This is a genomic window from Ramlibacter sp. (genome assembly GCF_035554825.1).
GTDB lineage: Bacteria > Pseudomonadota > Gammaproteobacteria > Burkholderiales > Burkholderiaceae_C > Ramlibacter.
The window spans coordinates 1-22,547 of record NZ_DATMHS010000052.1; the positions used below are offsets into that span (position 1 = coordinate 1).

19 protein-coding genes and 1 tRNA gene are annotated in these 22,547 nt (G+C 65.9%); 3 read left to right on the forward strand and 17 right to left on the reverse strand.

All coding sequences use genetic code 11. From position 1 onward, the window contains the following. From VNT59_RS05775 to dnaQ, 6 genes are all read right to left on the reverse strand, one after another. Positions 1 to 1,221 (reverse strand): DEAD/DEAH box helicase family protein (locus VNT59_RS05775; RefSeq protein ID WP_325497371.1); only part of this gene is annotated, 1,221 nt, incomplete at its 3' end. Next, entirely contained in the window at positions 1,196 to 1,492 is a 297-nt protein-coding gene (locus VNT59_RS05780; RefSeq protein ID WP_325497372.1) for a BrnT family toxin, read from the reverse strand. The genes VNT59_RS05775 and VNT59_RS05780, both read right to left, overlap by 26 nt. Further along, positions 1,489 to 4,281: a class I SAM-dependent DNA methyltransferase gene (locus tag VNT59_RS05785; RefSeq protein WP_325497388.1), complete on the reverse strand. Its 2,793-nt coding sequence runs from the start codon at positions 4,279 to 4,281 to the stop codon at positions 1,489 to 1,491. The genes VNT59_RS05780 and VNT59_RS05785 overlap by 4 nt, the downstream gene beginning before the upstream one ends. 568 nt (positions 4,282 to 4,849) lie before the next feature. Then, positions 4,850 to 5,902, reverse strand: coding sequence for a site-specific integrase (locus tag VNT59_RS05790; RefSeq protein WP_325497373.1), 1,053 nt, complete (start codon positions 5,900 to 5,902; stop codon positions 4,850 to 4,852). Between the two features lie 103 nt (positions 5,903 to 6,005). Continuing rightward, positions 6,006 to 6,080: transfer RNA gene (locus tag VNT59_RS05795), tRNA-Val, on the reverse strand. Positions 6,081 to 6,108: 28 nt separating this feature from the next. Then, positions 6,109 to 6,825, reverse strand: coding sequence for a DNA polymerase III subunit epsilon (dnaQ, locus tag VNT59_RS05800; RefSeq protein WP_325497374.1), 717 nt, complete (start codon positions 6,823 to 6,825; stop codon positions 6,109 to 6,111). Positions 6,826 to 6,870: 45 nt separating this feature from the next. Here dnaQ and VNT59_RS05805 point away from each other — a divergent pair, with 45 nt between their 5' ends. Further along, on the forward strand, positions 6,871 to 7,626 hold the full coding sequence (locus tag VNT59_RS05805; protein ID WP_325497375.1) for a glucose 1-dehydrogenase: 756 nt from the start codon (positions 6,871 to 6,873) through the stop codon (positions 7,624 to 7,626). A gap of 6 nt (positions 7,627 to 7,632) precedes the next feature. Here VNT59_RS05805 and fdx read toward each other — a convergent pair whose 3' ends face one another. The 8 genes from fdx to uvrB form a co-directional block, all read right to left on the reverse strand. Next, positions 7,633 to 7,974, reverse strand: coding sequence for an ISC system 2Fe-2S type ferredoxin (gene fdx / locus VNT59_RS05810; protein ID WP_325497376.1), 342 nt, complete (start codon positions 7,972 to 7,974; stop codon positions 7,633 to 7,635). Next, positions 7,974 to 9,842, reverse strand: a complete 1,869-nt coding sequence (gene hscA, locus VNT59_RS05815) for a Fe-S protein assembly chaperone HscA (RefSeq protein ID WP_325497377.1) — start codon at positions 9,840 to 9,842, stop codon at positions 7,974 to 7,976. The genes fdx and hscA overlap by 1 nt, the downstream gene beginning before the upstream one ends. Before the next feature lie 86 nt (positions 9,843 to 9,928). Further along, positions 9,929 to 10,453 carry a Fe-S protein assembly co-chaperone HscB gene (gene hscB, locus VNT59_RS05820; protein ID WP_325497378.1) on the reverse strand — a complete coding sequence of 175 codons (525 nt, stop codon included), beginning with the start codon at positions 10,451 to 10,453 and terminating at the stop codon, positions 9,929 to 9,931. A 68-nt stretch (positions 10,454 to 10,521) separates the two neighbouring features. Continuing rightward, positions 10,522 to 10,845 carry an iron-sulfur cluster assembly protein IscA gene (gene iscA, locus VNT59_RS05825; protein ID WP_325497379.1) on the reverse strand — a complete coding sequence of 108 codons (324 nt, stop codon included), beginning with the start codon at positions 10,843 to 10,845 and terminating at the stop codon, positions 10,522 to 10,524. 15 nt (positions 10,846 to 10,860) lie between these two features. Next, positions 10,861 to 11,247: a Fe-S cluster assembly scaffold IscU gene (gene iscU, locus VNT59_RS05830; protein WP_325497380.1), complete on the reverse strand. Its 387-nt coding sequence runs from the start codon at positions 11,245 to 11,247 to the stop codon at positions 10,861 to 10,863. Positions 11,248 to 11,304: 57 nt separating this feature from the next. After that, on the reverse strand, positions 11,305 to 12,531 hold the full coding sequence (locus VNT59_RS05835; RefSeq protein WP_325497381.1) for an IscS subfamily cysteine desulfurase: 1,227 nt from the start codon (positions 12,529 to 12,531) through the stop codon (positions 11,305 to 11,307). Positions 12,532 to 12,610: 79 nt separating this feature from the next. After that, positions 12,611 to 13,147 carry a Fe-S cluster assembly transcriptional regulator IscR gene (gene iscR, locus VNT59_RS05840; protein ID WP_325497382.1) on the reverse strand — a complete coding sequence of 179 codons (537 nt, stop codon included), beginning with the start codon at positions 13,145 to 13,147 and terminating at the stop codon, positions 12,611 to 12,613. A gap of 230 nt (positions 13,148 to 13,377) precedes the next feature. Beyond that, the gene (gene uvrB, locus VNT59_RS05845) at positions 13,378 to 15,480 is read right to left on the reverse strand and encodes an excinuclease ABC subunit UvrB (protein ID WP_414708345.1); all 2,103 of its coding nucleotides are present in this window, start codon (positions 15,478 to 15,480) and stop codon (positions 13,378 to 13,380) included. 162 nt (positions 15,481 to 15,642) lie between these two features. On the opposite strand from uvrB, the gene VNT59_RS05850 reads away from it, so the two are divergent. Then, entirely contained in the window at positions 15,643 to 16,842 is a 1,200-nt protein-coding gene (locus VNT59_RS05850; protein ID WP_325497383.1) for an amino acid aminotransferase, read from the forward strand. A gap of 68 nt (positions 16,843 to 16,910) precedes the next feature. On the opposite strand, the gene VNT59_RS05855 is transcribed toward VNT59_RS05850, so the two are convergent. From VNT59_RS05855 to ygiD, 3 genes are all read right to left on the reverse strand, one after another. Then, a complete protein-coding gene (locus VNT59_RS05855) occupies positions 16,911 to 19,706 on the reverse strand; it encodes a PAS domain S-box protein (protein ID WP_325497384.1) in 2,796 nt (931 codons plus the stop codon). A gap of 14 nt (positions 19,707 to 19,720) precedes the next feature. Further along, positions 19,721 to 20,482, reverse strand: a complete 762-nt coding sequence (locus VNT59_RS05860) for a transporter substrate-binding domain-containing protein (protein WP_325497385.1) — start codon at positions 20,480 to 20,482, stop codon at positions 19,721 to 19,723. Positions 20,483 to 20,628: 146 nt separating this feature from the next. Beyond that, on the reverse strand, positions 20,629 to 21,492 hold the full coding sequence (ygiD, locus tag VNT59_RS05865) for a 4,5-DOPA dioxygenase extradiol (RefSeq protein WP_325497386.1): 864 nt from the start codon (positions 21,490 to 21,492) through the stop codon (positions 20,629 to 20,631). A 173-nt stretch (positions 21,493 to 21,665) separates the two neighbouring features. Between ygiD and phaZ the strand changes: the two genes are divergently transcribed. After that, positions 21,666 to 22,547 (forward strand): polyhydroxyalkanoate depolymerase (gene phaZ, locus VNT59_RS05870; RefSeq protein WP_325497387.1); only part of this gene is annotated, 882 nt, incomplete at its 3' end.

Here is a 22,547-nt window from a genome sequence, read left to right on the forward strand (position 1 = left end):
TTCGCACCAGATCCAGTCGAAGCCTTCTTTCGCCATGCCGAGGGCGATGATGATGTCGACGTACTCGCGGTTATTCTTCTGCGTCGACTCCTTCAACGCAGCCGATACACGATCCCGTCTAGCGGGCTCATCATCAACAAGGTCGGCGATTCGCAGGAGGCGACCATCCGGGCGCCTCACTAGCTGGAACCCAGTCGCGGGGTCGATGCCCTGCCAGTCACCCAGGGCCTCGATGATGTGTTCCACCTCGCGCATCTTGTCCTTCGTACTTTCGCGCGAATTGACATTGGGGATGTGGATGATCGTCTTCTCGGCGGGCTCAAGCACGCTCAGAATGTCGTCAACGTAAGACCCACTGTAGAAGAAATAGCCAATGTCAAGCTGTTTCAGGTATTGGTACCCGTTGAGCTGTTCGTAGTACGTGTACGTGACCGTATCGAATTTGGCTTCGTCCGCAGGAGCGAGCACGGCTTCCGCGTCACCTCGGAAATACGATCCCGTCATCGCGACGATGTGCGTCCGATCGCGTTCGATGAACTCTCCAAGTTGAAGGCCCAGCTTGTTCTCGGGATTGGCGGAGACATGGTGAAATTCATCGACTGCGATCAAGCGGTCATCGAACGCCGCCGCGCCGTAGGCATCCACAGCAAAGCGGAACGTCGCGTGGGTACAAACAAGCACCTTATCGGAGCTCTTCAAGAATGCGCCCAGCGAGTTCACCTTTCCGCCGTTGTCATTGCCCGGCGCATCGCATAGGTTCCACCTAGGTTCAACGTGCCAGTCAGCCCAGAAGCCGAACTTCGACAGCGGCTCGTCGTGAAAGCTCGCGCCGATGGTTTTCTCCGGAACGACAATGATCGCCTGCTTGAGACCTTGGTTCTGGAGCTTGTCCAGGGCGATGAACATAAGGGCCCTGCTCTTCCCGGACGCCGGCGGCGACTTGATGAGCAAGTACTGCTCGCCGCGTTTCTCGTAGGCACGCTCTTGCATTGGACGCATCCCAAGCGCGTTTGCCCTCGTCGAGGCGCCGTTGCTAGCGTAGACAACCGAGACTGATGGGATACCCCTTCGCGAGGATCGAACTCTCTCAATCAGGTTCTCACCGGGGCGACTGAGAATCGCACCCGAAAAGAAACTCGCACCTAGCTCAGGAATTTCAGACATATCAATGTCCTCATCCGGAATGTCGCCACCGTTATTGAAACGTTTGGAGATGGGCATTGAACGCCTCCCTTTCCTTCCTGCTCGCTGGGCGGGCGCTAATGATGCGTATATTTGCGCCACGGGCAGTCCAAACATAGACGATAGCCCGCCCATCCAGCAGCCTGGTGATCGACACGTTTCTCACTTCGTTCAGCTCATGAGAGTGTGGCGAGAGTTGGGTGAATGAATATCCGACTTTGATCGCCTTACCGGCATCAGTAAATCTGACCTGGTGTTTGTCGTAGTTCCTGCGTGCCTTCTTCTTGTCACATTCGAACGTATTGCTCATGCGCTCACTCCCGCATTCTTCCTCTGTGGCTTGGTGGCGGTACGTGCAGCGGTCATCTTTGAGTAGAGATCGAACAGCTTTTCGAGGCGCTCGGTATCGTTCTTGAATCGACGACCGATGTAGATGCGCTCCAGCACCTCGTCATTCCGCTCATGCGCCGCACGCAGATCAGCGGGCATGTTTTCTGATTCGTAGAGCTCACCGATGGTCGCGGGAAAGTGGTGCTCCCGCACGAGGAGTATGTCCGCGGCACAGCGAGTCAAATCATCTTTATTCTTGTCAGTCAGTGCCGGAACAGGAAAGGTGTTCCAACCCAGAGTGTTCGAGTAGCGAAAGTCTGTCTTTATCTTGCCGCATACGGCAGCAATCCAGACAAGGTGCATGCGCGACGCAATTAGGCCTATAGTCCATAATGGGGCGTCAAATAGAGCAAAAGCCGCGTTCGACACGACCGAACCGGCTGGTAGCAATCCAACAGGGAGGTAGTCCCGATTCTCGCTTGTGTGGATTGGAATAAGTATGGGAGCGGAGTCCGCTCTGGTGCCGGCGTGTCTCACCTCCACAAAGGCATGCGGCCAGTTTGCCGCCTCCCGTGTCGGCTTCTTCTTGCTCTGTTCCCTGAACGCTTTCACCGCAGCTAGCCTTGCCGCCACTGCCGGAATTTTCAGCGCCTCACCAACATCGTCTCGCGTGATCCAGAGGCAGTATCGCTGCTTGCCGTCGATAAACTCAGTGCTGCCGACGTAGGAAGGCGCAAGCCTCGCCAAGTCAGCCGGCAAATTGAGCTTCTCTTTCTCAGACATAGATAGCACCAAGCCACCCCCGTCAGCGGGCTTGCTGCCGTAGTCCATTGGCGGCAGACCGTTGACTGGGGTCGATGCCGGAAGAACGTATAAGTCACGCGCAGCGATAAGGTACGCATTGATGTGACTTACCTCCTTGACCGCCAAGTCGCCGGCGCGGCTGGTTGTGTACAACTTGCAGAGGCCCGGTGCAATCTTGCCAATGCAGACGATCACTACCGTCACGCCCGCGTTGTGACTGGCCAGGTTAGCCCACTTAAAGGACGTATACGCGAAGCGAATCTGGTGCCCCCGCCCAAATACGAGCGGCCACAGGAGAGGCACCTGCTGCCCTTGGCAAACGGAGTTTGTTGACACGAACGCGGCCACCGCGTCGGTCCGTGCGCAATATTCCGCCGCCTTTAGATACCAGCCTGCGACATAGTCCAGCGATTTCCACCCAGCCAGATGATTTTCGAAGATGGCCTCGAGATCGGCTTTCTGCTCCGAACTCTGTTCGGACGCACCCTTGTAAGGAGGGTTTCCGCAGACGAAGATTTCACCACCGACGTTTTCGAACTCGATCTCCGCTTGATCAAGCGGACTGTTAAAGAGATCGTCACCGACAAGCTTGACTGAGGCTGACGAAGGGTCGCAAATACTTGCCCATTCCAGCCGAAGCGCATTGCCGCATATGATCCAGTTCTCATTGCGAAGTGGGAGAAACTCAGCCAAGGCTAACTTCTGTCCGCGATGAATAACATCGCATTGGTATTCGGCGATGATCAGCGCCAAGCGCGCGATCTCAGCAGGAAAATCGCGCAGTTCAATACCCTTGAAATTTGTGAGCGGAATCTCCGATCTGCGGTCCGGTTCGCCGCGCCTGTTGTTGATCTCCGCTTCGATAGCACGCATTTCTTTGTACGCGATGACGAGAAAGTTTCCCGAACCGCAGGCGGGATCGAACACTCTGATCTTCGAAATGCGCTTGCGCAAATTTAGTAGTGACCGCGGGTTGTCGCCGGCGTCGGCGAGGCGTGTGCGCAGGTCATCAAGGAACAGGGGGTTGAGTACCTTGAGAATGTTCGGGACGCTCGTGTAATGCATCCCGAGCTCGCCGCGCTCCTCATCCTCGGCGACAGCTTGGATCATTGATCCGAAGATGTCAGGATTAATCTTCGTCCAGTCGAGACCTCCAACGTGAAGCAGATACGCGCGAGCGATCTTGCTGAATCGCGGAACATCCACACTTCCGGAAAAGAGCCCGCCGTTTACGTAGGGGAACGGGTCAGCCCAACGCGGAATGTTGGCGCGCTCGCGTTCTTCGGCCCTTGTGTTCATGGCGCGAAACAGCTCACCGATCACTTCGTGTGTGTTGGACGAGTCTTGGGCGCTCATCTGCGCTATCTTGTTGATAAAGATGCGCTTAGGAACAAAGATGTCGGTGTGTTCGGCAAAAAAGCAGAAGATGAGCCGCGCCATGAAATGGTTCATGTCGTGACGCCGCTCGGCCTTGCCCCAGTCGGGGTTATCCTTTAGCAGCTCAACGTACAGGCGATTGAGTCGACTAGTCGCTCGAATATCGAACGTGTTTTCGTCGATAGGGCCGACGCTCGTTATGCCGGCGAGCGGTAAAAAGCGGCCGAAGTGGTCTGGGAAGTCTTTGTAAGCACACGCCACGGTGGCGCCGCCGATGAGGTCCTCGGCCTCAAAGTCCACGCCATCGGTGGCCAGAATGAACTTCGCCTTCGACTTCGATGTCGCGGGACTTGCCCGGAGCGCTTGAAGCGTCTGTGGGACATGCCCTCTCTGACACGTAGCAATGTGAATGTTGTTGGTCTGGAGAACCCCGCCGATATCGGACTTGTTTGACGCTCCCGCCCGCAGCCGCTTGATAGTCGTCTCTTTGTTCCCGAAGGCTTCGAGAAACTCATACGGGAAGTTCTCGGCGTCGAAGGGGCGCTCCGCCAACTCTGTGATGGCCTGCTCGATTTCTACAGCGTTCAACTCGGAGCCCCTTTTTCCGCAGACGCTCAATGGGCGCTGCGAGTCAATCACGTGCGCCGGTGCTGCACCGTCCGGCTGGACGTGAACCACGCACCCACGCGAGCGGTCAGCTTGCCTGCCGATTTTGCACTTTCGGACTACAACAATCCGACCGACCTCGTCAATCCTAAACCACGGGCCTGGTCTCCTACCACGCGCGCCGTGATCGCCAAGAACGCGCGCTGGAGAGGCTCCGGGCTTCGATGTGCCCGGCCCGAGGTAGCGAGTTACCACGGCCTGTGTGGCACTCAGGGCCTCGCGTTCGAGCTCGGTCGTTCAGATGCGCTGTCCATCGCCTCAATTCGATCGACACCGCCGCCGCGGGCCGACAGCTCTTGACGAAAGTCGAAGCGAATGAATCCGTCGTGCCGCGCGTGCGCAGGGCCATCAAGCAACATCGCCATGCTCTGCGGACTCTCATGACCACACGTCCGTGTGCGCCTCTCCGCGCGCCCGGTACTTGCGCTGGAACAGTTCACCTATCAAACTCTTGGAGTTCGTTGGCGTTGCGTCGCGCCGCCTCGCCCTGTTAATCCGTCGGTCCAGCGAGCTTTGCGGCTATCCGTAGTAAGTCGGCATGGGCGTAGCGTTTCAGCATCGCCAGCGTCCTGTGGCCTGACACTTCGGCCGCCTCCACCATCGTGAGCCCCTTCTCAAAGGACCGGCTGATCGCCTCGTGGCGTAGGTCGTGAAAACGAAGCCCGTGGAGCGCCTCGATCGCGCGGACGACCTCCGGGTCCTGCCCTGCGCCTTCTTGCTCTTGTAGCGCGTTCCTGGCGCGATCTCGGGCACGCTCGAACGCCTGGTGGATCGCCGACCCGCTCGCATCAACAGGCCGCGCATGCTTGGCCTCCTGCAACTGCGCCAGGAGCTCGCGCAGGCGCGTCGTCATCGGGATCAGACGTGAGTGGCCGTTCTTCGCCTGCCCGATGTGAATCAGGCCCGCTTTCAGGTCCACGGCGGCCCACTCGAGATTCACGATCTCGCCACGCCGCATGCCGGTCTCTAGCGCCAGCGTGACGGCAGGAGCGAGAAACGGGTTGTGCGCGCTGCGGCAAGCCTCCAGCAGGGCCTGCGCCGCCTGCGCGGGGAGCCGACGTACTCTGCCCTGCGCCTGCTTCGGCTTCTTGAGGAACTCGAAGGCAGCCATGGGCGCCGGCACGCCCCATTCATGCCTGGCCGTCACCATCACGCGATGCAAGAGCCCGAGCTCGCGCACAACGGTGCTACCCGAGACGGTGCGCAGGCGCTCGTCGCGCCAGGCGGCAAGCGCCGCAGTCGTCAACTTCGCGGCCATTGCGCGCCCGACGCTTTGTTTGGCCATGGCCCGCAGGCGCACCTGCTCGATCAAGCCGCCACGCTTGGCCGGCGACACGTCATCGGCGTAGCGCGTGAGTAACTCGCCCACGGTCACGGCAGGCGCCGGGGCAGCGATGTCTTCGCCGCGATCGAGCTTGCGCTCGACATCGCGCGCCCAGACTTCCGCGTCGCGGCGCTGGGCGAATGCCTTGCAGATGGGGGTGTGGTCCTTGCGGCGGATTTGAACGTGCCAAGTGGCACCGCGCCGTCGAATGGAGGCCATTGATCATCCTTGCTGTGGCAGGCGTGTGGCAAACACGTCTGGGGCCGCAAGGTGCGCGTCGGTTAGCGCGTGAAAAAACCGAAGAGGATCAATGGCCTATGTCTGGTGGGTGATACATGGATCGAACATGTGACCCCTGCCGTGTGAAGGCAGTGCTCTACCGCTGAGCTAATCACCCGGGTTTTCCGTTCCCGGAAAGCCTTGAATTATGCCATAGGTTGAGTCGGGTTCAGCCGCCAGAGGGTCTTGCCGCCGCTCGCCTTGTCGACCTGCTTGAGCACCTCCTCGTGCGCCGCCGCTTCCTGGTCGCTCGCCAGCAGCACCGGCAGCGTGAACTGGCGCAGGTCGATGCGCGTCACGATGCCGCCGATCGCGGCGCCCGCGTCGTCGTCGATCAGCAGCGCCTCCTGGCCGCGCGTGAGGTTGATGTAGACGTCGGCCAGCAACTCGGCGTCCAGCAACGCGCCGTGCAGCGTGCGGCTCGAGTTGTCGACGCCGAGCCGGTCGCACAGCGCATCCAGGCTGTTGCGCTTGCCCGGATACATCTCCTTGGCCATCGCCAGCGTGTCGGTGATCTGGCCGACGAAGCTCCCGAACCCGGCCTTGCCGAGCAGTTCCAGCTCCTTGTCCAGGAACGCGACGTCGAAGGCGGCGTTGTGGATGATGATCTCGGCGCCGGCCAGGTACGCCATGAGTTCGTCGGCGATGGCGCCGAACTTCGGCTTGTCGCGCAGGAACTCGTTGCTGATGCCGTGCACTTTCAACGCATCCTCGTGGCTGTCGCGCTCCGGATTGAGGTAGAAATGCCGGTTGTTGCCGGTCAGCTTGCGCGACACGAGCTCGACGCAGCCGATCTCGATGATGCGGTCGCCGGCTTCGGCCGACAGGCCCGTGGTTTCGGTGTCGAGGACGATCTGTCGCATGGGCTGCGATTATGCTTGAGCCCTTCGTGGTTTCGGGAGCAGGAGATGTTCGATCTCGCGGGAAAAGTGGCCCTCGTCACGGGCGGCAACGGAGGCATCGGCCTGGGCATGGCCACCGGGCTGGCCGAAGCGGGCGCCACGGTGGTGCTCGCCGGGCGCAACGCCGCCAAGTCCGCCGAAGCGGCGGCGGCGCTGCGCGCGCGGGACCGCCAGGCGGACTCGATCGAGTGCGACGTCACCGGCGAAAGCGAGGTCGCCGCGCTGTTCCAGGAAGTGATGCTGCGCTTCGGGCGGCTGGACATCCTCGTGAACAACGCCGGCACCACCGTGCGCAAGCCGCCGCACGAGCTGAGCCTCGACGAGTGGAACCAGGTGATGGACACCAACCTCACCAGCGCATTCCTGTGCTGCCGGGCCGCGCATGCGCTCATGAAGGAAGGCAGCGGCGGCAAGATCATCAACATCGGCTCGATGCTGTCGATCTTCGGCGCACCGTACGCGGCGGTCTACGGCGCCAGCAAGGGCGGCATCGTGCAGTTCACCCGGTCGATCGCGACCGCCTGGGCGCAAGACAACATCCAGGTCAACGCGGTGCTGCCGGGCTGGATCGACACCGATCTCACCCGCGGCGCGCGGGCCCAGGTGGCCGGTCTCAACGAGCGGGTGCTGGCGCGCACGCCGGCCGGCCGCTGGGGCGTGCCGTCGGACCTGGCGGGCATCGCCGTGTTCCTGGCGAGCGGCGCGTCCGATTTCATCACCGGCACCGCGATCCCGGTGGACGGCGGCTATTCGATCGCGTGAGCGCGGTCAGCCGCGCTTTTCCTTGGCGAGGTTGATCGTGTATTTCGGGATCTCCACCGTGAGATCCTTCTGGGCGACGATGGCCTGACACGACAGGCGCGAGTTCGGCTCCAGCCCCCAGGCGCGATCGAGCAGGTCCTCCTCGCTCTCGTCCATCTCGTTGAGCGAGCTGAAGCCCTCGCGGACGATCACGTGACAGGTCGTGCATGCGCAGCTCATGTCGCACGCGTGCTCGATCTCGATGTTGTTGTCCAGCAGCGCCTCGCAGATGGACGTGCCCGGCGTGACCTGCAATTGGGCGCCGTCCGGGCAGATTTCGGGGTGCGGCAGGACCGTCAGTTTCGTCATCAGAGGCTTTCCACGTTCTTGCCGGCGAGCGCCTGCTGGATGCTGTGATTCATGCGGGCCGCGGCAAATGCCTCGGTGCCCTTGGCCACGGCCTGCGTCGCCGCTTCGATCGCGCCCGAGTCGCTGCTCGATTGCGCGATTTCGTGCAGTTGCGCCAGCAGCCCCTCGATGTGGGCCCGCTGTCCGCCGCTCAGGAGGGCGCCGTCGGCATCCAGCGCGCTGCGGGTGGCGAGCAGCATGCGGTCGGCTTCCACCTTCGCCTCGGCCAGGGCCCGGGCCTTCATGTCCTGCTCCGCGGTGGTGAAGCTCTCCTGCAGCATGCGGGCGATCTCGTCGTCCGACAGGCCGTAGGAAGGCTTCACGTCGATCCGTGCCTCGACGCCGCTGCCCTGCTCCCGGGCGCTGACGTTGAGCAGGCCGTCGGCGTCGACGGTGAACGTCACGCGGATGCGGGCCGCGCCGGCCGCCATCGGCGGAATGCCGCGCAGCTCGAAGCGCGCCAGGCTGCGGCAGTCGGCCACCAGGTCGCGCTCGCCCTGCACCACGTGCAGCGCCATCGCGGTCTGGCCGTCCTTGTAGGTGGTGAAGTCCTGCGCCTTGGCCGTCGGAATGGTTTCGTTGCGCGGCACGATGCGCTCGACCAGCCCGCCCATGGTCTCGATGCCCAGCGACAGCGGGATCACGTCCAGCAGCAGCAGGTCGCCGGCGGCGCTGTTGCCGGCCAGTGCGTTGGCCTGGATCGCCGCCCCCAGCGCCACCACCTCGTCCGGATTCAGGTTGGTGAGTGGCGCGCGGCCGAAGAATTCGCCGACGGCGCGCTGGATCTGCGGCATCCGCGTGGAGCCGCCGACCATCACCACGCCCTGGACCTCTTCCCGGCCCAGCCTGGCGTCGCGCAAGGCCTTGCGCACCGCGGCCATGGTGCGCGCGGTGAGGTCGGCGGTGACGGCCTCGAAATCGTGGCGCGTCACCGGCACTTCGATGGCGCGGCCCTCCAGTTCGACCCGAGCGACGGTGCCCGGGGCCGCGGAAAGCGCTTCCTTGGCGCTGCGCGCGGTCATCTTCACGGCCGCCTTGGCCGCCGGGCTCGCGGCCATCACGGCTGCCTGGCCGAGGATCCAGTCGGCCAGCGCGCGGTCGTAATCGTCGCCGCCCAGCGCCGAATCGCCGCCGGTGGCGATGACCTCGAACACGCCCCGCGCGAGCCGCAGGATCGAGATGTCGAAGGTCCCGCCGCCCAGGTCGTAGACCGCGTAGATGCCTTCGCTGGCATTGTCCAGCCCGTAGGCGATGGCAGCGGCGGTCGGCTCGTTGATCAGCCGCAGAACGTTGATGCCGGCCAGCCTGGCCGCATCCTTGGTCGCCTGCCGCTGCGCGTCGTCGAAATAGGCCGGCACGGTGATCACGGCGCCGTACAGGTCGTCGTTGAAGGTGTCTTCGGCCCGGTAGCGCAGGGTCGCCAGGATCTCCGCGCTGATTTCCACCGGCGACTTGGCCCCGGCGCGGGTCTGCAGCGACACCATGCCGCCCTGCTCGCTTGCGGCCGAGAACTGGTACGGCAGCTTCTCGCGGCCCGCGATGTCCTGCAGGCCCCGTCCCATGAACCGCTTGACGGAGGCGACCGTGTTCTCCGGGTCGGCGGCCTGCGCTGCATGGGCCTCGTGGCCGATCTGGCGGCCGCCGTTCTCCAGGTAGCGCACGACCGACGGCAGGATCACCCGCCCCGCTCCGTCCGGCAGGCATTCCGCCACGCCGTTGCGCACCGCGGCGACCAGCGAGTGCGTGGTCCCGAGGTCGATGCCGACGGCGATGCGGCGCTGGTGCGGGTCGGGCGCTTGTCCCGGTTCGGAGATCTGCAACAGGGCCATGTCAGTGCCCGCCCGGCCGCCCGAAGGGTACTGAAGTCCCCTCGAGGGGCAGCGAACGGAGAGAGCGTGGGGGCGTCATAACGGCGCTATTGTCCCAGGTGCTCGAGGCGGTCCTCGATGTCGCGGCCAAAGCGCTCAATGAACATCAGGGCTCTGACCTGCTGGGCCGCGCCCGCCGGATCGTTCTCGCGATCGAGCAGCCGCTCGATGTCCTGCAACACCTGCTGCCGCGACTGCCTCAGCTGGTCTTCCAGCGCACCGAGGGCCGCCTCGTCCCCGGCCTCCTCCAGGGCCTCGCGCCATTCCATCTGCTCGATCAGGAACCGGGTCGGCATCGCCGTGTTGTTCTCGGCGTCGATGGGGGCGCCCCGCAATTCGCACAGATAGGCGGCGCGCTGCTGCGGGTCCTTCAGGCGCCGGTACGCCTCGTTGATGCGCACCGACCACTGCATCGCCACGCGCTGGGCGGCCGCGCCCTGGGCGGCAAAGCGATCGGGATGGGCCTCGCGCTGCAGTTCCTTCCAGCGCGCGTCGATCGCGGCACCGTCCTGCGCGAACCGCTGGGGCAGCCCGAACAGCTCGAAGTCGCTGGATTGCAGATGAAGGTTCATGACTGCCTCAACAAAAAGACCGCCGGCACGGGAATGCGGAGGCGGCCTCTTTCAGGTGATCGGATGCTTCAGACGCGGAAACTTTCCCCGCAGCCGCAACGGTCGCGCTCGTTGGGGTTGCTGAACTTGAAGCCCTCGTTGAGCCCCTCGCGCACGAAATCGAGCTGCGTGCCGTCGATGTACGCCAGGCTCTTCGGGTCGATCAGCACCTTGACGCCGTGCTGCTCGAACACGATGTCCTCGGGCGCGATCTCGTCCACGTACTCCAGCTTGTACGACAGGCCCGAGCAGCCGGTGGTCTTCACGCCCAGCCGCACGCCCACGCCCTTGCCCCGCTTGGCGAGGTAACGGGTGACGTGGCGCGCGGCGGCTTCGGTCAGGGTGATCGCCATCGCTTGCTGCCGCCTTCAGTGGGTGTGCTTCTTCTTGTAGTCCTGCACGGCCGCCTTGATGGCGTCCTCGGCCAGGATCGAGCAGTGGATCTTCACCGGCGGCAGCGCCAGTTCCTCGGCGATCTGGCTGTTCTTCAGCGCAGCGGCCTCGTCCAGCGTCTTGCCTTTCACCCATTCGGTGACGAGCGAGCTCGACGCGATGGCCGAGCCGCAGCCGTAGGTCTTGAACCGCGCGTCCTCGATGACGCCGGTGGCCGGATTCACCTTGATCTGCAGCTTCATCACGTCGCCGCAGGCGGGCGCGCCCACCATGCCGGTGCCGACGCTCTCGTCGCCCTTGTCGAACGAGCCGACGTTGCGCGGATTCTCGTAGTGGTCGACGACTTTCTCGGAATAGGCCATTTCTCTCTCCTGTTTGCCGCTGCCGGCGCGGATCGGTCCGCGCCGGCAATCAATCTGTCAGTGCGCGCTCCACTGGATCGTCGACAGGTCGACACCGTCCTGGTACATCTCCCAGAGCGGGCTCAATTCGCGCAGGCGGGCGACGTTCTGCCTGATCGTCGCCACCGCGTAATCGATGTCGTCCTCGGTCGTGAAGCGGCCGATGGTCATGCGCAGGCTGCTGTGCGCCAGCTCGTCGCTGCGGCCCAGCGCGCGCAGCACGTAGCTGGGCTCCAGCGAGGCCGAGGTGCAGGCCGAGCCGGAGGACACCGCCAGTCCCTTGATGCCCATGATCAGCGACTCGCCTTCGACGAAGTTGAAGCTGATGTTCAGGTTCTGCGCGACGCGGCGACCCGGCTCGACGCTGCCGTTGATGAACACCTGCTCGACGTCCTTCAGGCCGTCCAGCAGGCGCTGCTGCAGGGCCCGCGCCTTCTCGTTGTCGCGCGCCATTTCTTCCCCGGCGATGCGGAAGGCCTCGCCCATGCCGACGATCTGGTGCGTGGGCAGCGTGCCCGAACGCATGCCGCGCTCATGGCCGCCGCCGTGCATCTGCGCCTCGATCCGCACCCGCGGCTTGCGGCACACCCACAGCGCGCCGATGCCCTTGGGCCCGTAGGTCTTGTGCGAGGCCAGGCTCATCAGGTCGACCGGCAGCTGGCGCACGTCGATGTCGACCTTGCCGGTGGCCTGGGCCGCGTCCACGTGGAAGATGATTCCCTTCTCGCGGCACAGCGCGCCGATCCGGGGGATGTCCTGGATCACGCCGATCTCGTTGTTCACGAACATGACGCTGACCAGGATCGTGTCCGGCCGCAGCGCCGCCTGGAGCACGTCGAAATCCAGCAGGCCGTCTTCCTTGACGTCGAGGTAGGTCACCTCGAAGCCCTGGCGCTCGAGCTCGCGCATCGGGTCGAGCACCGCCTTGTGCTCGGTCTTCACCGTGATCAGGTGCTTGCCGCGGCCCTTGTAGAAGTGCGCCGCCCCCTTGATCGCGAGGTTGTTCGACTCGGTCGCGCCGGAGGTCCAGACGATCTCGCGCGGGTCGGCGCCGATCAGGTCGGCCACCTGCTGGCGCGCCTTCTCCACGGCCGCCTCCGCCTCCCAGCCCCACGCGTGGCTGCGCGACGCCGGGTTGCCGAAGTGCTCGCGCAACCAGGGAATCATCGCGTCCACGACGCGCTGGTCCACGGGCGTCGTCGCACCGTAATCCATGTAGATCGGGAAATGCGGGGTGGTATCCATTTGGCTTGGCTTGGATCGCGTGGTATTTGGTCTGCAACGGCGGCGCTACGCCTTGCGTTGGCGCAAGGCGAGTCGCCGGTCAGGACTTGGCGAACGAATTCCCGAGGGCAAACACCGAGTTCGGCGCGTTGACGCGGATCGGCTTGACCACCGGCTGGCTCGAGATGGCCCGCTTCACGGCCGGCTTGTCCTCGACCTGCACGCCCTTGGCCAGCTGGTCGTCGACCAGCTTCTGCAGCGTCACGGAGTCGAGGAATTCGACCATGCGCTGGTTCAGCGCCGCCCACAGCTCGTGGGTCATGCAGCGGCCGCCGTCGCCCTGGCAGTTTTCCTTGCCGCCGCACTGGGTCGCGTCGAGCGGCTCGTCGACCGAAACGATGATGTCGGCGACGGTGATGTCCGCCGCCTTGCGGCCGAGGCTGTAGCCGCCGCCCGGGCCACGGGTCGACTCGACCAGCTCGTGGCGGCGCAGCTTGCCGAACAGCTGCTCGAGGTAGGACAGCGAAATCTGCTGGCGCTGGCTGATCGCCGCCAGCGTCACGGGTCCGTTGTTCTGGCGCAGTGCCAGGTCGATCATCGCGGTGACCGCAAAGCGGCCTTTGGTAGTGAGACGCATCGCAAGCTCCTTCTGCTTGGCTATCTTTCAGTCGCTCCGGCATTGCCGGAGCCCGTCTCCGCCCATCTGCCCGGCTTCCCCAACCGGGGCCCCGCGGCCCATGCCGCCGAGGTCTTTCTGGACTGTTCTTGAGTGTTTCGATCAACTATACCATAAAACCTGATGCCGCGCTCAGGTAATCCGGAAATAGATCGTCGGGCCGCGCCGCGGTTCCCGCCGGGGCGGACGGCTCAAGGCCGCTTGGCCGACTGGATCGGCACCACGTTGTCGTGCACCACGGCGCCGAAGGCCTGCTCCTTCAGGACGGCCAGCCGGTCGCGGGTGGCGGCAGCCTTCTCGAACTCCAGGTTGCGGGCATGCTCCAGCATCTGCTTTTCCAGCCGCTTGATCTCCCGGGCGATGTCCTTCTCGGACATGTCCTCGACCAGCGCGCGCTGCAGTTCCTGCTTTTCCTTCTCCTTGCTGGCCTTCTCGCTGTAGACGCCGTCGATCAGGTCGCGCACCTGCTTGACGATGCTGCGCGGCGTGATGCCGTGCGCCTCGTTGTAGGCGATCTGCTTGGCGCGGCGGCGCTCGGTCTCGCCGATGGCCTTCTTCATCGAGTCGGTCATCTGGTCGGCATAGAGGATCGCCTTGCCGTGCAGGTTGCGGGCCGCCCGGCCGATGGTCTGGATCAGCGAGCGCTCGGCGCGCAGGAAGCCCTCCTTGTCGGCGTCGAGGATGGCCACCAGCGACACCTCGGGAATGTCCAGGCCCTCGCGCAGCAGGTTGATGCCCACCAGCACGTCGAAGGCGCCCAGCCGCAGGTCGCGCAGGATCTCCACCCGCTCCACGGTGTCGATGTCGCTGTGCAGGTAGCGCACCTTGACGCCGTTGTCGCCGAGGTAGTCGGTGAGCTGCTCGGCCATCCGCTTGGTCAGCGTCGTGATCAGCACCCGTTCGTTCTTCTCGGTGCGCAGCCGGATCTCCTGCAGCACGTCGTCCACCTGGTGGGTGGCGGGGCGCACCTCCACTTCCGGATCGATCAGGCCCGTGGGCCGCACCAGCTGCTCCACCACCTGGCCCGCGTGCTCCTGCTCGTACGCGGCCGGCGTCGCCGACACGAAGATCACCTGGCGCATGCGCGCCTCGAACTCCTCGAACTTCAGCGGCCGGTTGTCCAGGGCCGACGGCAGCCGGAAGCCGTACTCGACCAGCGTCAGCTTGCGGGCGCGGTCGCCGTTGTACATGGCGCCGAGCTGCCCGATCATCTGGTGGCTCTCGTCCAGGAACATCAGCGAGTCCTTGGGCAGGTAGTCGGTCAGGGTCGAGGGCGGCGCCCCCGGCGGCGCGCCGGACAGGTGACGGGTGTAGTTCTCGATCCCCTTGCAGTGGCCGATCTCGCTGAGCATTTCCAGGTCGAAGCGGGTCCGCTGCTCCAGCCGCTGCGCCTCGACCAGCTTGCCGTCGGCCACCAGCTCCTGCAGGCGCTGGCTCAGCTCCAGCTTGATCGACTCGACGGCCGAGACCACCTTCTCGCGCGGCGTCACGTAGTGGCTCGAGGGATAGACCGTGAAGCGCGGCACCTTCTGGCGGATGCGGCCGGTGAGCGGGTCGAACAGCTGCAGCGATTCGATCTCGTCGTCGAACAGCTCGACGCGGATCGCCAGCTCGCTGTGTTCGGCCGGGAAGATGTCGATCGTGTCGCCGCGCACCCGGAAGGTGCCGCGCGAGAAGTCCTGCTCGTTGCGGTTGTACTGCATCCGGATCAGCTGCGAGATGATGTCGCGCTGGCCGATCTTGTCGCCCACCCGCGTGATGAAGCGCATCTGGGTGTAGTCCTCGGGCGCCCCGATGCCGTAGATCGCGCTCACGGTGGCCACGATCACCGTGTCGCGCCGCTCCAGCACGCTCTTGGTGGCCGACAGCCGCATCTGCTCGATGTGCTCGTTGATCGAACTGTCCTTCTCGATGAACAGATCGCGTTGCGGCACGTAGGCTTCGGGCTGGTAGTAGTCGTAGTAGCTGACGAAGTACTCGATCGCGTTGCGCGGGAAGAACTCGCGGAACTCGCTGTACAGCTGCGCCGCCAGGGTCTTGTTCGGCGCGAACACGATCGCCGGCCGGCCCAGCCGCGCGATCACGTTGGCCATGGTGAAGGTCTTGCCCGAGCCGGTGACGCCCAGCAGGGTCTGGAACACCTCGCCGTCGCGCACGCCTTCGACCAGCTGCTCGATGGCGGCGGGCTGGTCGCCCGCGGGCGGGTACGGCAGGTACAGCTCGAAGGGCGAACCGGGAAACGTGACGAACTCGCCCTGCTTGTGTTCTGGAATGACTTCTGAAATCGCCGGCATCTCGTTGGGTGGCATCGCGCCCATGACTTGTATCAAAGCTTGTGGCCGCGTCACCCGCGCGGCAAAGGGGCCACCGGGGCGGCCGTTAAAATCGGGGCCAGCCGGACAGGGTACCGCAAGCCCGCCGCCCATGCGCCCGGCCACCTCTTTCCAAGGATCCCCATGTCTCTGTTCACCGCCGTCGAAATGGCCCCGCGCGACCCGATCCTGGGTCTCAACGAACAGTTCAACGCCGATTCGAACCCCAACAAGGTCAACCTGGGCGTTGGCGTGTATTACGACGACAGCGGCAAGCTGCCCCTGCTGGAATGCGTCAAGGCCGCAGAAAAGCAGATGATGGAGGCACCCAAGGCGCGCGGTTACCTGCCGATCGACGGCATCGCCGCGTACGACAGCGCCGTCAAGAACCTGGTATTTGGGGCCGACAGCGAGCCTGTCAAGTCCGGCCGCGTCGCCACCGTCCAGGCGCTGGGCGGCACCGGCGGCCTGAAGGTCGGCGCCGACTTCCTGAAGAAGCTCAATCCTGGCGCCAAACTGCTGATCAGCGATCCGAGCTGGGAGAACCACCGCGCCCTGTTCAGCCAGGCCGGCTTCGTGGTCGAGGTCTACCCGTACTACAACGCGGCCAGGCGCGGCATCGATTTCGACGGCATGCTGACGGCGCTGAACGCCGCGGCGCCGGGCACGATCGTCCTGCTGCACGCCTGCTGCCACAACCCGACCGGCTACGACCTGACGCCCGCCCAGTGGGACCAGGTGATCCCGCTGCTGAAGTCGCGCCAGCTGGTTCCCTTCCTCGACATGGCCTACCAGGGCTTCGGCTCCGGCATCCAGGAAGACGGCGCCGTGATCGGCAAGTTCGTGGCGTCGGGCCAGGACTTCTTCGTCTCCACCTCGTTCTCCAAGAGCTTCAGCCTCTACGGCGAGCGCGTCGGCGCCCTCTCGGTGCTGTGCGGGACCAAGGAGGAAGCGGACCGCGTGCTGTCACAGCTGAAGATCGTGATCCGCACCAACTACAGCAACCCGCCGACGCACGGCGGCCAGGTGGTGGCGGCGGTGCTCAATACGCCCGAGCTGCGCGCGCTCTGGGAAAAGGAACTCGCCGGCATGCGGGTGCGCATCAAGGAAATGCGCGGCGCGATGGTGCAGAAGCTCAAGGCCGCCGGCGTGAAGCGGGACATGAGCTTCATCGAGCAGCAGGTCGGCATGTTCAGCTACTCGGGCCTGACGAAAGACCAGATGGTGCGCCTGCGCAACGAATTCTCGGTCTACGGCACGGACACCGGGCGGATGTGCGTGGCGGCGCTGAACAGCAAGAACATCGACTACGTCTGCCAGGCGATCGCCAAGGTGATCGCCTGAGCCGCTGATCGGCCGGCGGCCGAACGCGCGACGGCGCCGGCGCGACGGCGGGCGTCGATCGGCGGGCCCTATTCCAGTGTGAAGAAGAAGGTGGCGCCCAGGCCGGGCGCTCCCTCGGCCCAGATCCGTCCGCCGTGCCGCGCCACGATCCGGCTGCCGGTCGCCAGGCCGATGCCATAGCCCTCGAACTCGCCGGCCCGGTGCAGGCGGGAAAACGGCTTGAACAGCCGGTCCGCCTGGCGCGGGTCGAAGCCGGCGCCGTTGTCGCGCACGAAGAAGTGCGCCGTCCCATCGATGACGCCCTGGCCGACCCGGATGCGGGCGGGGTCACGCCCGCGCGAGTACTTCAGCGCGTTGCCGATCAGGTTCTGCAGCAAGGTCGCCACCAGCGCCGGGTCGCCGGTCGCCCACAGCCCGTCCTGTACCTCGAACTGCACGTCGCGATCGCCCGCCGGCGCCTGCAGCTCGTAGGCCGCGCGCACCATGCCGGTGAGATCCAGCCGGCGCCGATGGACGGGCGCCCGTGCATGGCGCGACAGATCCAGCAGCGCCGCGATCATTTCCTTCATCTGCCGGCTGGCGGCGACCACGCGCTCGACGTAGCCGCGCGCTTCCGGGTGCAGATGACCTTCGGGCTGGCGCAGCACGGCCTGGGCGAAGGCATCGACGGCATGCAGCGGCGCGCGCAGATCGTGCGACACCGCGTCGCTGAACGACTGCAGCTCGGCGTAGGCCTGCGCCAGCGCACGGGTTCGCTCCTCGACGCGGGCCTCGAGTTCCTGCTCGCGCGACTGCGCGTCGGCCAGCGCGCGCTCGCGCGCCGTGACGTCGCGGAACGTCCAGACCCGGCCGGCGGCCTCGCCGTCGATGACCATCGGCTCTTCGTGGCCTTCGATGAAGGAGCCGTCCATGCGCCGCACGACACCCTGGCCGGGTTGCGCGGCGGCATCCGCAGCCCCGCCACCGGCGAGCAACCTGGCCAGGACGGCGGATTCGCTGCCCTGGTCCGGCATGCCGCGGTCGCCGAGCAGCTCGATCAGCCGCTGGTTCCAGAGCAGCAGCTGGCCGTCGCGACCGACCACCAGCACGCCGTTGTCGGTCGCCTGGAAGGTCGCCTCCAGCAGCGCCACGGTCTCCTTCAGCTTGGCCTCGGTCTTCTTCAGCCAGGTGATGTCGGTCGACACGCCAAGCACCGAATCCACGCCAGCGCCGCCAAAGCTGAACGGAATCTTGCTGACCGCGAACTCCCCGATCACGCCGCCGCGCAGCCGGCGCCGCGCGCCGGTGGCGTCGTAGCGCTGCTGGTTGCGCAAGACCAGCTGGTCGATGCGCCGGTTTTCGGCCGCATCCTCGGGATCGAGTCCGAACTCCTCGCCGCGCCGCCCCAGCATGTCTTCGGGCCGGGTGCCCAGCAGGTCGGCGACGGCGCGGTTGGCAAGGAGGTAGCGGCCCTCGCGGTCCTTGGCATAGATGGCATGGGGCACGAGATCGATCAGGTCACGCAGCCGCCGTTCGCTCTCGCGCAGGGCGATCCGCGCGGCCCGGCGCTCCGTCACGTCGCGCATGGCCGTCAGCATCCGCATCCGGTCGCCGTGCCGGAAGGAGGCCGTGGTCACCTCGACGGTGAGCGACGCGCCGTTCAGCTTGCGGGCCCAGATCGTGGCGATCGGCTCCACACCCGGCTGCTCGCCGAGCCTGGCCAACGCCTGGGTCGCCCAGCCGAGGTGCTGCTGGTCGACGAAGTCGAGCAGTTGCCGGCCGATCAGGTCCTGCGCATGGGCCGCGCCGAGCGTCTGCAGTGCCGCCGCGTTGGCGAGTTCGATCACGCCGTCCGAATGCGCGACGATCGGCTGCGGACTGTGGTCGAACAGCAGCCGAAAGCGGATCTCGCTTTGCTGCAACTGCGCCTCGGCCTCCTTGCGCGCCGTGATGTCCTCGGCCACGCCGGCGATGCGATACACCTGCCCCGCCGCATCCAGCACCGGGAAGCCCCTGGCCCGGATCCAGCGCCAGCTGCCGTCGGGCCGCAGCACCCGATACTCGTGATCGAAGCTGTCCGCAGTGGTCTGCAGGCGCCTGGGTTCGCCCATCCGGCGGCGATCCTCGGGGTGGACGGCCTCCAGCCAGGCCCGCGGGTGCCGGATCAGATCGGCCGCCGGCCGCCCCCAGATCGACTCGTACGCCGGACTCACGTACAGGATCGTGTTCTGCTCCAGGTCGCTGAGCCAGAACACCTCGTTGATGCTTTCGGCCAGCTGCTTGAAGCGGCTTTCGCTCTCGCGCCGCGCTTCGGCCGCGTCGGCCTCCCGCCGGGCCGAGCGCACCGCGCCCAGGCTGCTCAGGGCCAGCAGGCCGGCGGCCAGCGCCAGCACGAGGGCGAAGGCGGTGTCCTGCGAGCGCCGCAGGGCCAGGACCTCCATGCGGGCTCGCCGGTCGACCTGCTGCGCCAGCCCGTCGAGCCGGTAGAACGCCACCCGCAACTCGACGTCGGTGCGGGCGCCCAGCGGCGTCGCCCGCCGCAGCAGCGCGACGAAACGCCGCAGTTCGCCGTCCAGGGTGTCGCCGGTATCGCTTTGCACCAGTTGCGGCAGCGCTTCCTGGAACTGGGCCACGGCCTGTTCCATGAGCACCAGGCCGCTGTCGGCGTCCCAGGGCGAGCCCTCCACCCGCCCGAGCACCGCATTGGTGAAGCCCCGGTGCAGGTCGATGCGCGCCTGCCGCATGTCGCGGATGATGGAGGTCGCCCGGGTCAGGTTCCGGTCCTGAAAGACCTGCAGTCCCACCACGGCCGCGCACACGATGACCGACGTCGCGATGGTCAGCACCACCCAGGCGCCCGTCGGCCGGCGGACCGTAGCGAACACGGGCGAAGCCTGCCTCACGAACGCTGGCCCGTCACCGGGCGGGCAGGCACGTCCTCCGCCTCGAAACCGAACGGGGCGATCGCGCGCAGGTGCGCTTCGCTGCCCACGACCCCCGCCTGCGCCTTGCTCCAGGCCGCCAGCAGGCCGGTGTCGGCCGGCCGGAACGCCGCTGCCACCGGGGCCGGCGACCCGTCCGCGGCCCGTACCGCCTCCAGGCCGGCCAGCCCACGCGCCATGCTGCGCACGGTCGGCAGCGAGAGCGCCAGCGCGTCGACGAGGCCGGTCTGGACCGCGGCCGCGCCGGCCCGCGCGTCCGGCAAGCTCAGCAGCGGCTCGGGCCTGTCGGTGCGCAGCCGGCGCTCCTCGACCGAGCCGGCCAGCACCGCCACCTTGACGCCGGGGGAGCGCAGATCGGCATAGCCCTTGAGTGCCTTCGGATTCCCGGCCGGCACCAGCAAGCCGGGGCCGACGTGCAGATGGGGGGCGGCGAAGCGCAGCTGTCGCTCGCGCTGGGGGGTGACGAACATCCCGGCCGCGATCACGTCGAACCGGCCGTCCTGCAGGTCGGAAATCAGGTCGACGAACTCGGTCTGCACCCACTCGATCGTCCAGCCCAGGCGAGAGGCGACCAGCCGCGCCGTTTCAGGGTCCGCGCCGCTGACGCGGCCCGCCCTGTCGACAAAGGCATAGGGGGTCTCGACCGCGTAGCCGACGCGGATCGCGCCGGGAACGCGGCTGGCGGCCCGCGCTCCGTCGCGCTGCTTCAGCAGCCACAAGCCGGCTGCGGTGGGAACGGCCGCGAAAAGGATCCGGCCGAGGGCGCGGCGGCGAGTTGGTGACCGGGCGTCCACGCTCTGGGCATTCCTACTGGTGAACGAGCAATGCTAGAGGCGCCGAACTCATCTGTCGATAAGCGTACTGCTTAAGCCGGCTGCGCGTCGTCGCCCCAGATGACGGAGCGCATCGAAATCGACAAGGCCTGAAAGCGCTCGTTGAAGAAGCGCACCGGCTCGCTCGGATCGGCCGCCCCGGCGGCGTACAGCAGCGGCAGGAAATGCTCGTGGCTGGGCTGTGACAGGGCCGCCGGCTGCCCCAGCTGCTGGAAGTCCGCCAGCGCCGCCAGCTCGCCCCTGGCGATGCGCTGCGCGATGGCGCCGTCGAATTCGACGGCCCAGTCGTACGCCTGGTCGCCCGTCGCGTCGGGGCGCATGGTGCGCAGGTTGTGGACGATGTTGCCGCTGCCGACGACCAGCACGCCGCGCTCGCGCAGCGCCTGCAGCCGGCGAGCGAGCGCGAAGTGCTCGCCGGCCGGGCGCGAATAGTCCATGCTGAGCTGGATCACCGGGATGTCCGCGGCCGGAAACATGGGCTTGAGCACCGACCAGGCGCCGTGGTCCAGCCCCCACTCGCCGGCGTCGAGTCCTGCCCCGGCCACGCCCAGCAGGCTGCTGATCTCCTGCGCGGCCGCGGGCCACCCCGGCGCGGGGTACTGCTGATCGAACAGTTCTTGCGGGAAGCCGCCGAAGTCGTGGATGGTCTTCGGCTGCGCCATCGCCGTCAGCCGCCAGCCCCGGGTCAGCCAATGCGCGGATATGCACAGGATCAGCTGGGGTCGGGGCCAGCGTCTGCCGAATTCGGCCCCGAGCGCCTGCCAGGAGCGGCGGAATTCGTTGTCCCCGATCGCGTTCATCGGGCTGCCGTGACCGACGAACAGCGCCGGCAGGCGCGGCGACGGCCGAAGCACGCCGCCGCCGCCGGCCGGGAGGGATGCGCTGGTCTCGCTCATGCCGCCATCATGCCGCGCATCGGCGCGCCCTGGGCCGTCCTTGCAAGTCCGCTGTTGGTGCAGCGCCGCACCAGCGGCCGCGTAGGTTGCGCCTGACCCCGCAATCAGCAGTCCTGCCGCGTGCATCCCATTGTCCAGGTGCTATATTGCAGCGCAACAACGGAGGGTTCCCAATGCTGTACCAGATCTACGAAGCGCAACGCAGCGTCATGGAGCCGTTTGCCGATTTCGCGCAGGCCGCCTCCAAGCTGTACAGCAATCCGGTCTCGCCGTTCGGCCAGAATCCGTTCGCGCAGCGCGTGGCGGCCAGCTACGACCTCATGTACCGCTGGTGGAAGGATTACGAGAAGCCCGAGTTCGGCATCCGGACCGTCACGGTGGACGGCACGCCCGTCGCCATCCACGAGCGCGTGGAGATCGACAAGCCCTTCTGCGAACTGCGCCGCTTCAAGCGCTTCTCGGACGATCCGGCGACGCTCACCAAGCTCAAGGGCCAGCCGGCCGTCCTCATCGTCGCCCCGCTGTCGGGCCACTACGCCACGCTGCTGCGCGACACGGTGCGCACCATGCTGCAGGACCACAAGGTCTACATCACCGACTGGAAGAACGCGCGGCTGGTGCCGGTCGAGGCGGGCGAGTTCCACCTCGACGACTACGTGGGCTACGTGCAGGAATTCATCCGCCACCTGCAGGGCATCTACGGCAACTGTCACGTGATCAGCGTCTGCCAGCCGACGGTGCCGGTGCTCGCCGCGGTCTCGCTGATGGCTTCGCGCGGGGAACGCACGCCGCTCACCATGACCATGATGGGCGGACCCATCGATGCCCGCAGGTCGCCCACGGCCGTCAACAACCTGGCGATGAACAAGAGCTACGAGTGGTTCGAGAACAACGTGATCTATCGCGTGCCGAACAGCTTCCCCGGGGCCGGCCGGCGCGTCTATCCCGGCTTTCTGCAGCACACCGGTTTCGTGGCGATGAACCCGGACCGGCACCTGTCGAGCCACTACGACTACTTCCGCAACCTCATCAAGGGCGACGACGCCAGCACCGAG

Excerpts from the sequence above, each read along its gene's own strand:
- VNT59_RS05780 (WP_325497372.1), bottom strand. The coding sequence starts at position 1,492 with ATGAGCAATACGTTCGAATGTGACAAGAAGAAGGCACGCAGGAACTAC.
- VNT59_RS05790 (WP_325497373.1), bottom strand. The coding sequence starts at position 5,902 with ATGGCCTCCATTCGACGGCGCGGTGCCACTTGGCACGTTCAAATCCGC.
- dnaQ (WP_325497374.1), bottom strand. The coding sequence starts at position 6,825 with ATGCGACAGATCGTCCTCGACACCGAAACCACGGGCCTGTCGGCCGAA.
- VNT59_RS05805 (WP_325497375.1), top strand. The coding sequence starts at position 6,871 with ATGTTCGATCTCGCGGGAAAAGTGGCCCTCGTCACGGGCGGCAACGGA.
- fdx (WP_325497376.1), bottom strand. The coding sequence starts at position 7,974 with ATGACGAAACTGACGGTCCTGCCGCACCCCGAAATCTGCCCGGACGGC.
- hscA (WP_325497377.1), bottom strand. The coding sequence starts at position 9,842 with ATGGCCCTGTTGCAGATCTCCGAACCGGGACAAGCGCCCGACCCGCAC.
- hscB (WP_325497378.1), bottom strand. The coding sequence starts at position 10,453 with ATGAACCTTCATCTGCAATCCAGCGACTTCGAGCTGTTCGGGCTGCCC.
- iscA (WP_325497379.1), bottom strand. The coding sequence starts at position 10,845 with ATGGCGATCACCCTGACCGAAGCCGCCGCGCGCCACGTCACCCGTTAC.
- iscU (WP_325497380.1), bottom strand. The coding sequence starts at position 11,247 with ATGGCCTATTCCGAGAAAGTCGTCGACCACTACGAGAATCCGCGCAAC.
- VNT59_RS05835 (WP_325497381.1), bottom strand. The coding sequence starts at position 12,531 with ATGGATACCACCCCGCATTTCCCGATCTACATGGATTACGGTGCGACG.
- iscR (WP_325497382.1), bottom strand. The coding sequence starts at position 13,147 with ATGCGTCTCACTACCAAAGGCCGCTTTGCGGTCACCGCGATGATCGAC.
- uvrB (WP_414708345.1), bottom strand. The coding sequence starts at position 15,480 with ATGCCGGCGATTTCAGAAGTCATTCCAGAACACAAGCAGGGCGAGTTC.
- VNT59_RS05850 (WP_325497383.1), top strand. The coding sequence starts at position 15,643 with ATGTCTCTGTTCACCGCCGTCGAAATGGCCCCGCGCGACCCGATCCTG.
- ygiD (WP_325497386.1), bottom strand. The coding sequence starts at position 21,492 with ATGAGCGAGACCAGCGCATCCCTCCCGGCCGGCGGCGGCGGCGTGCTT.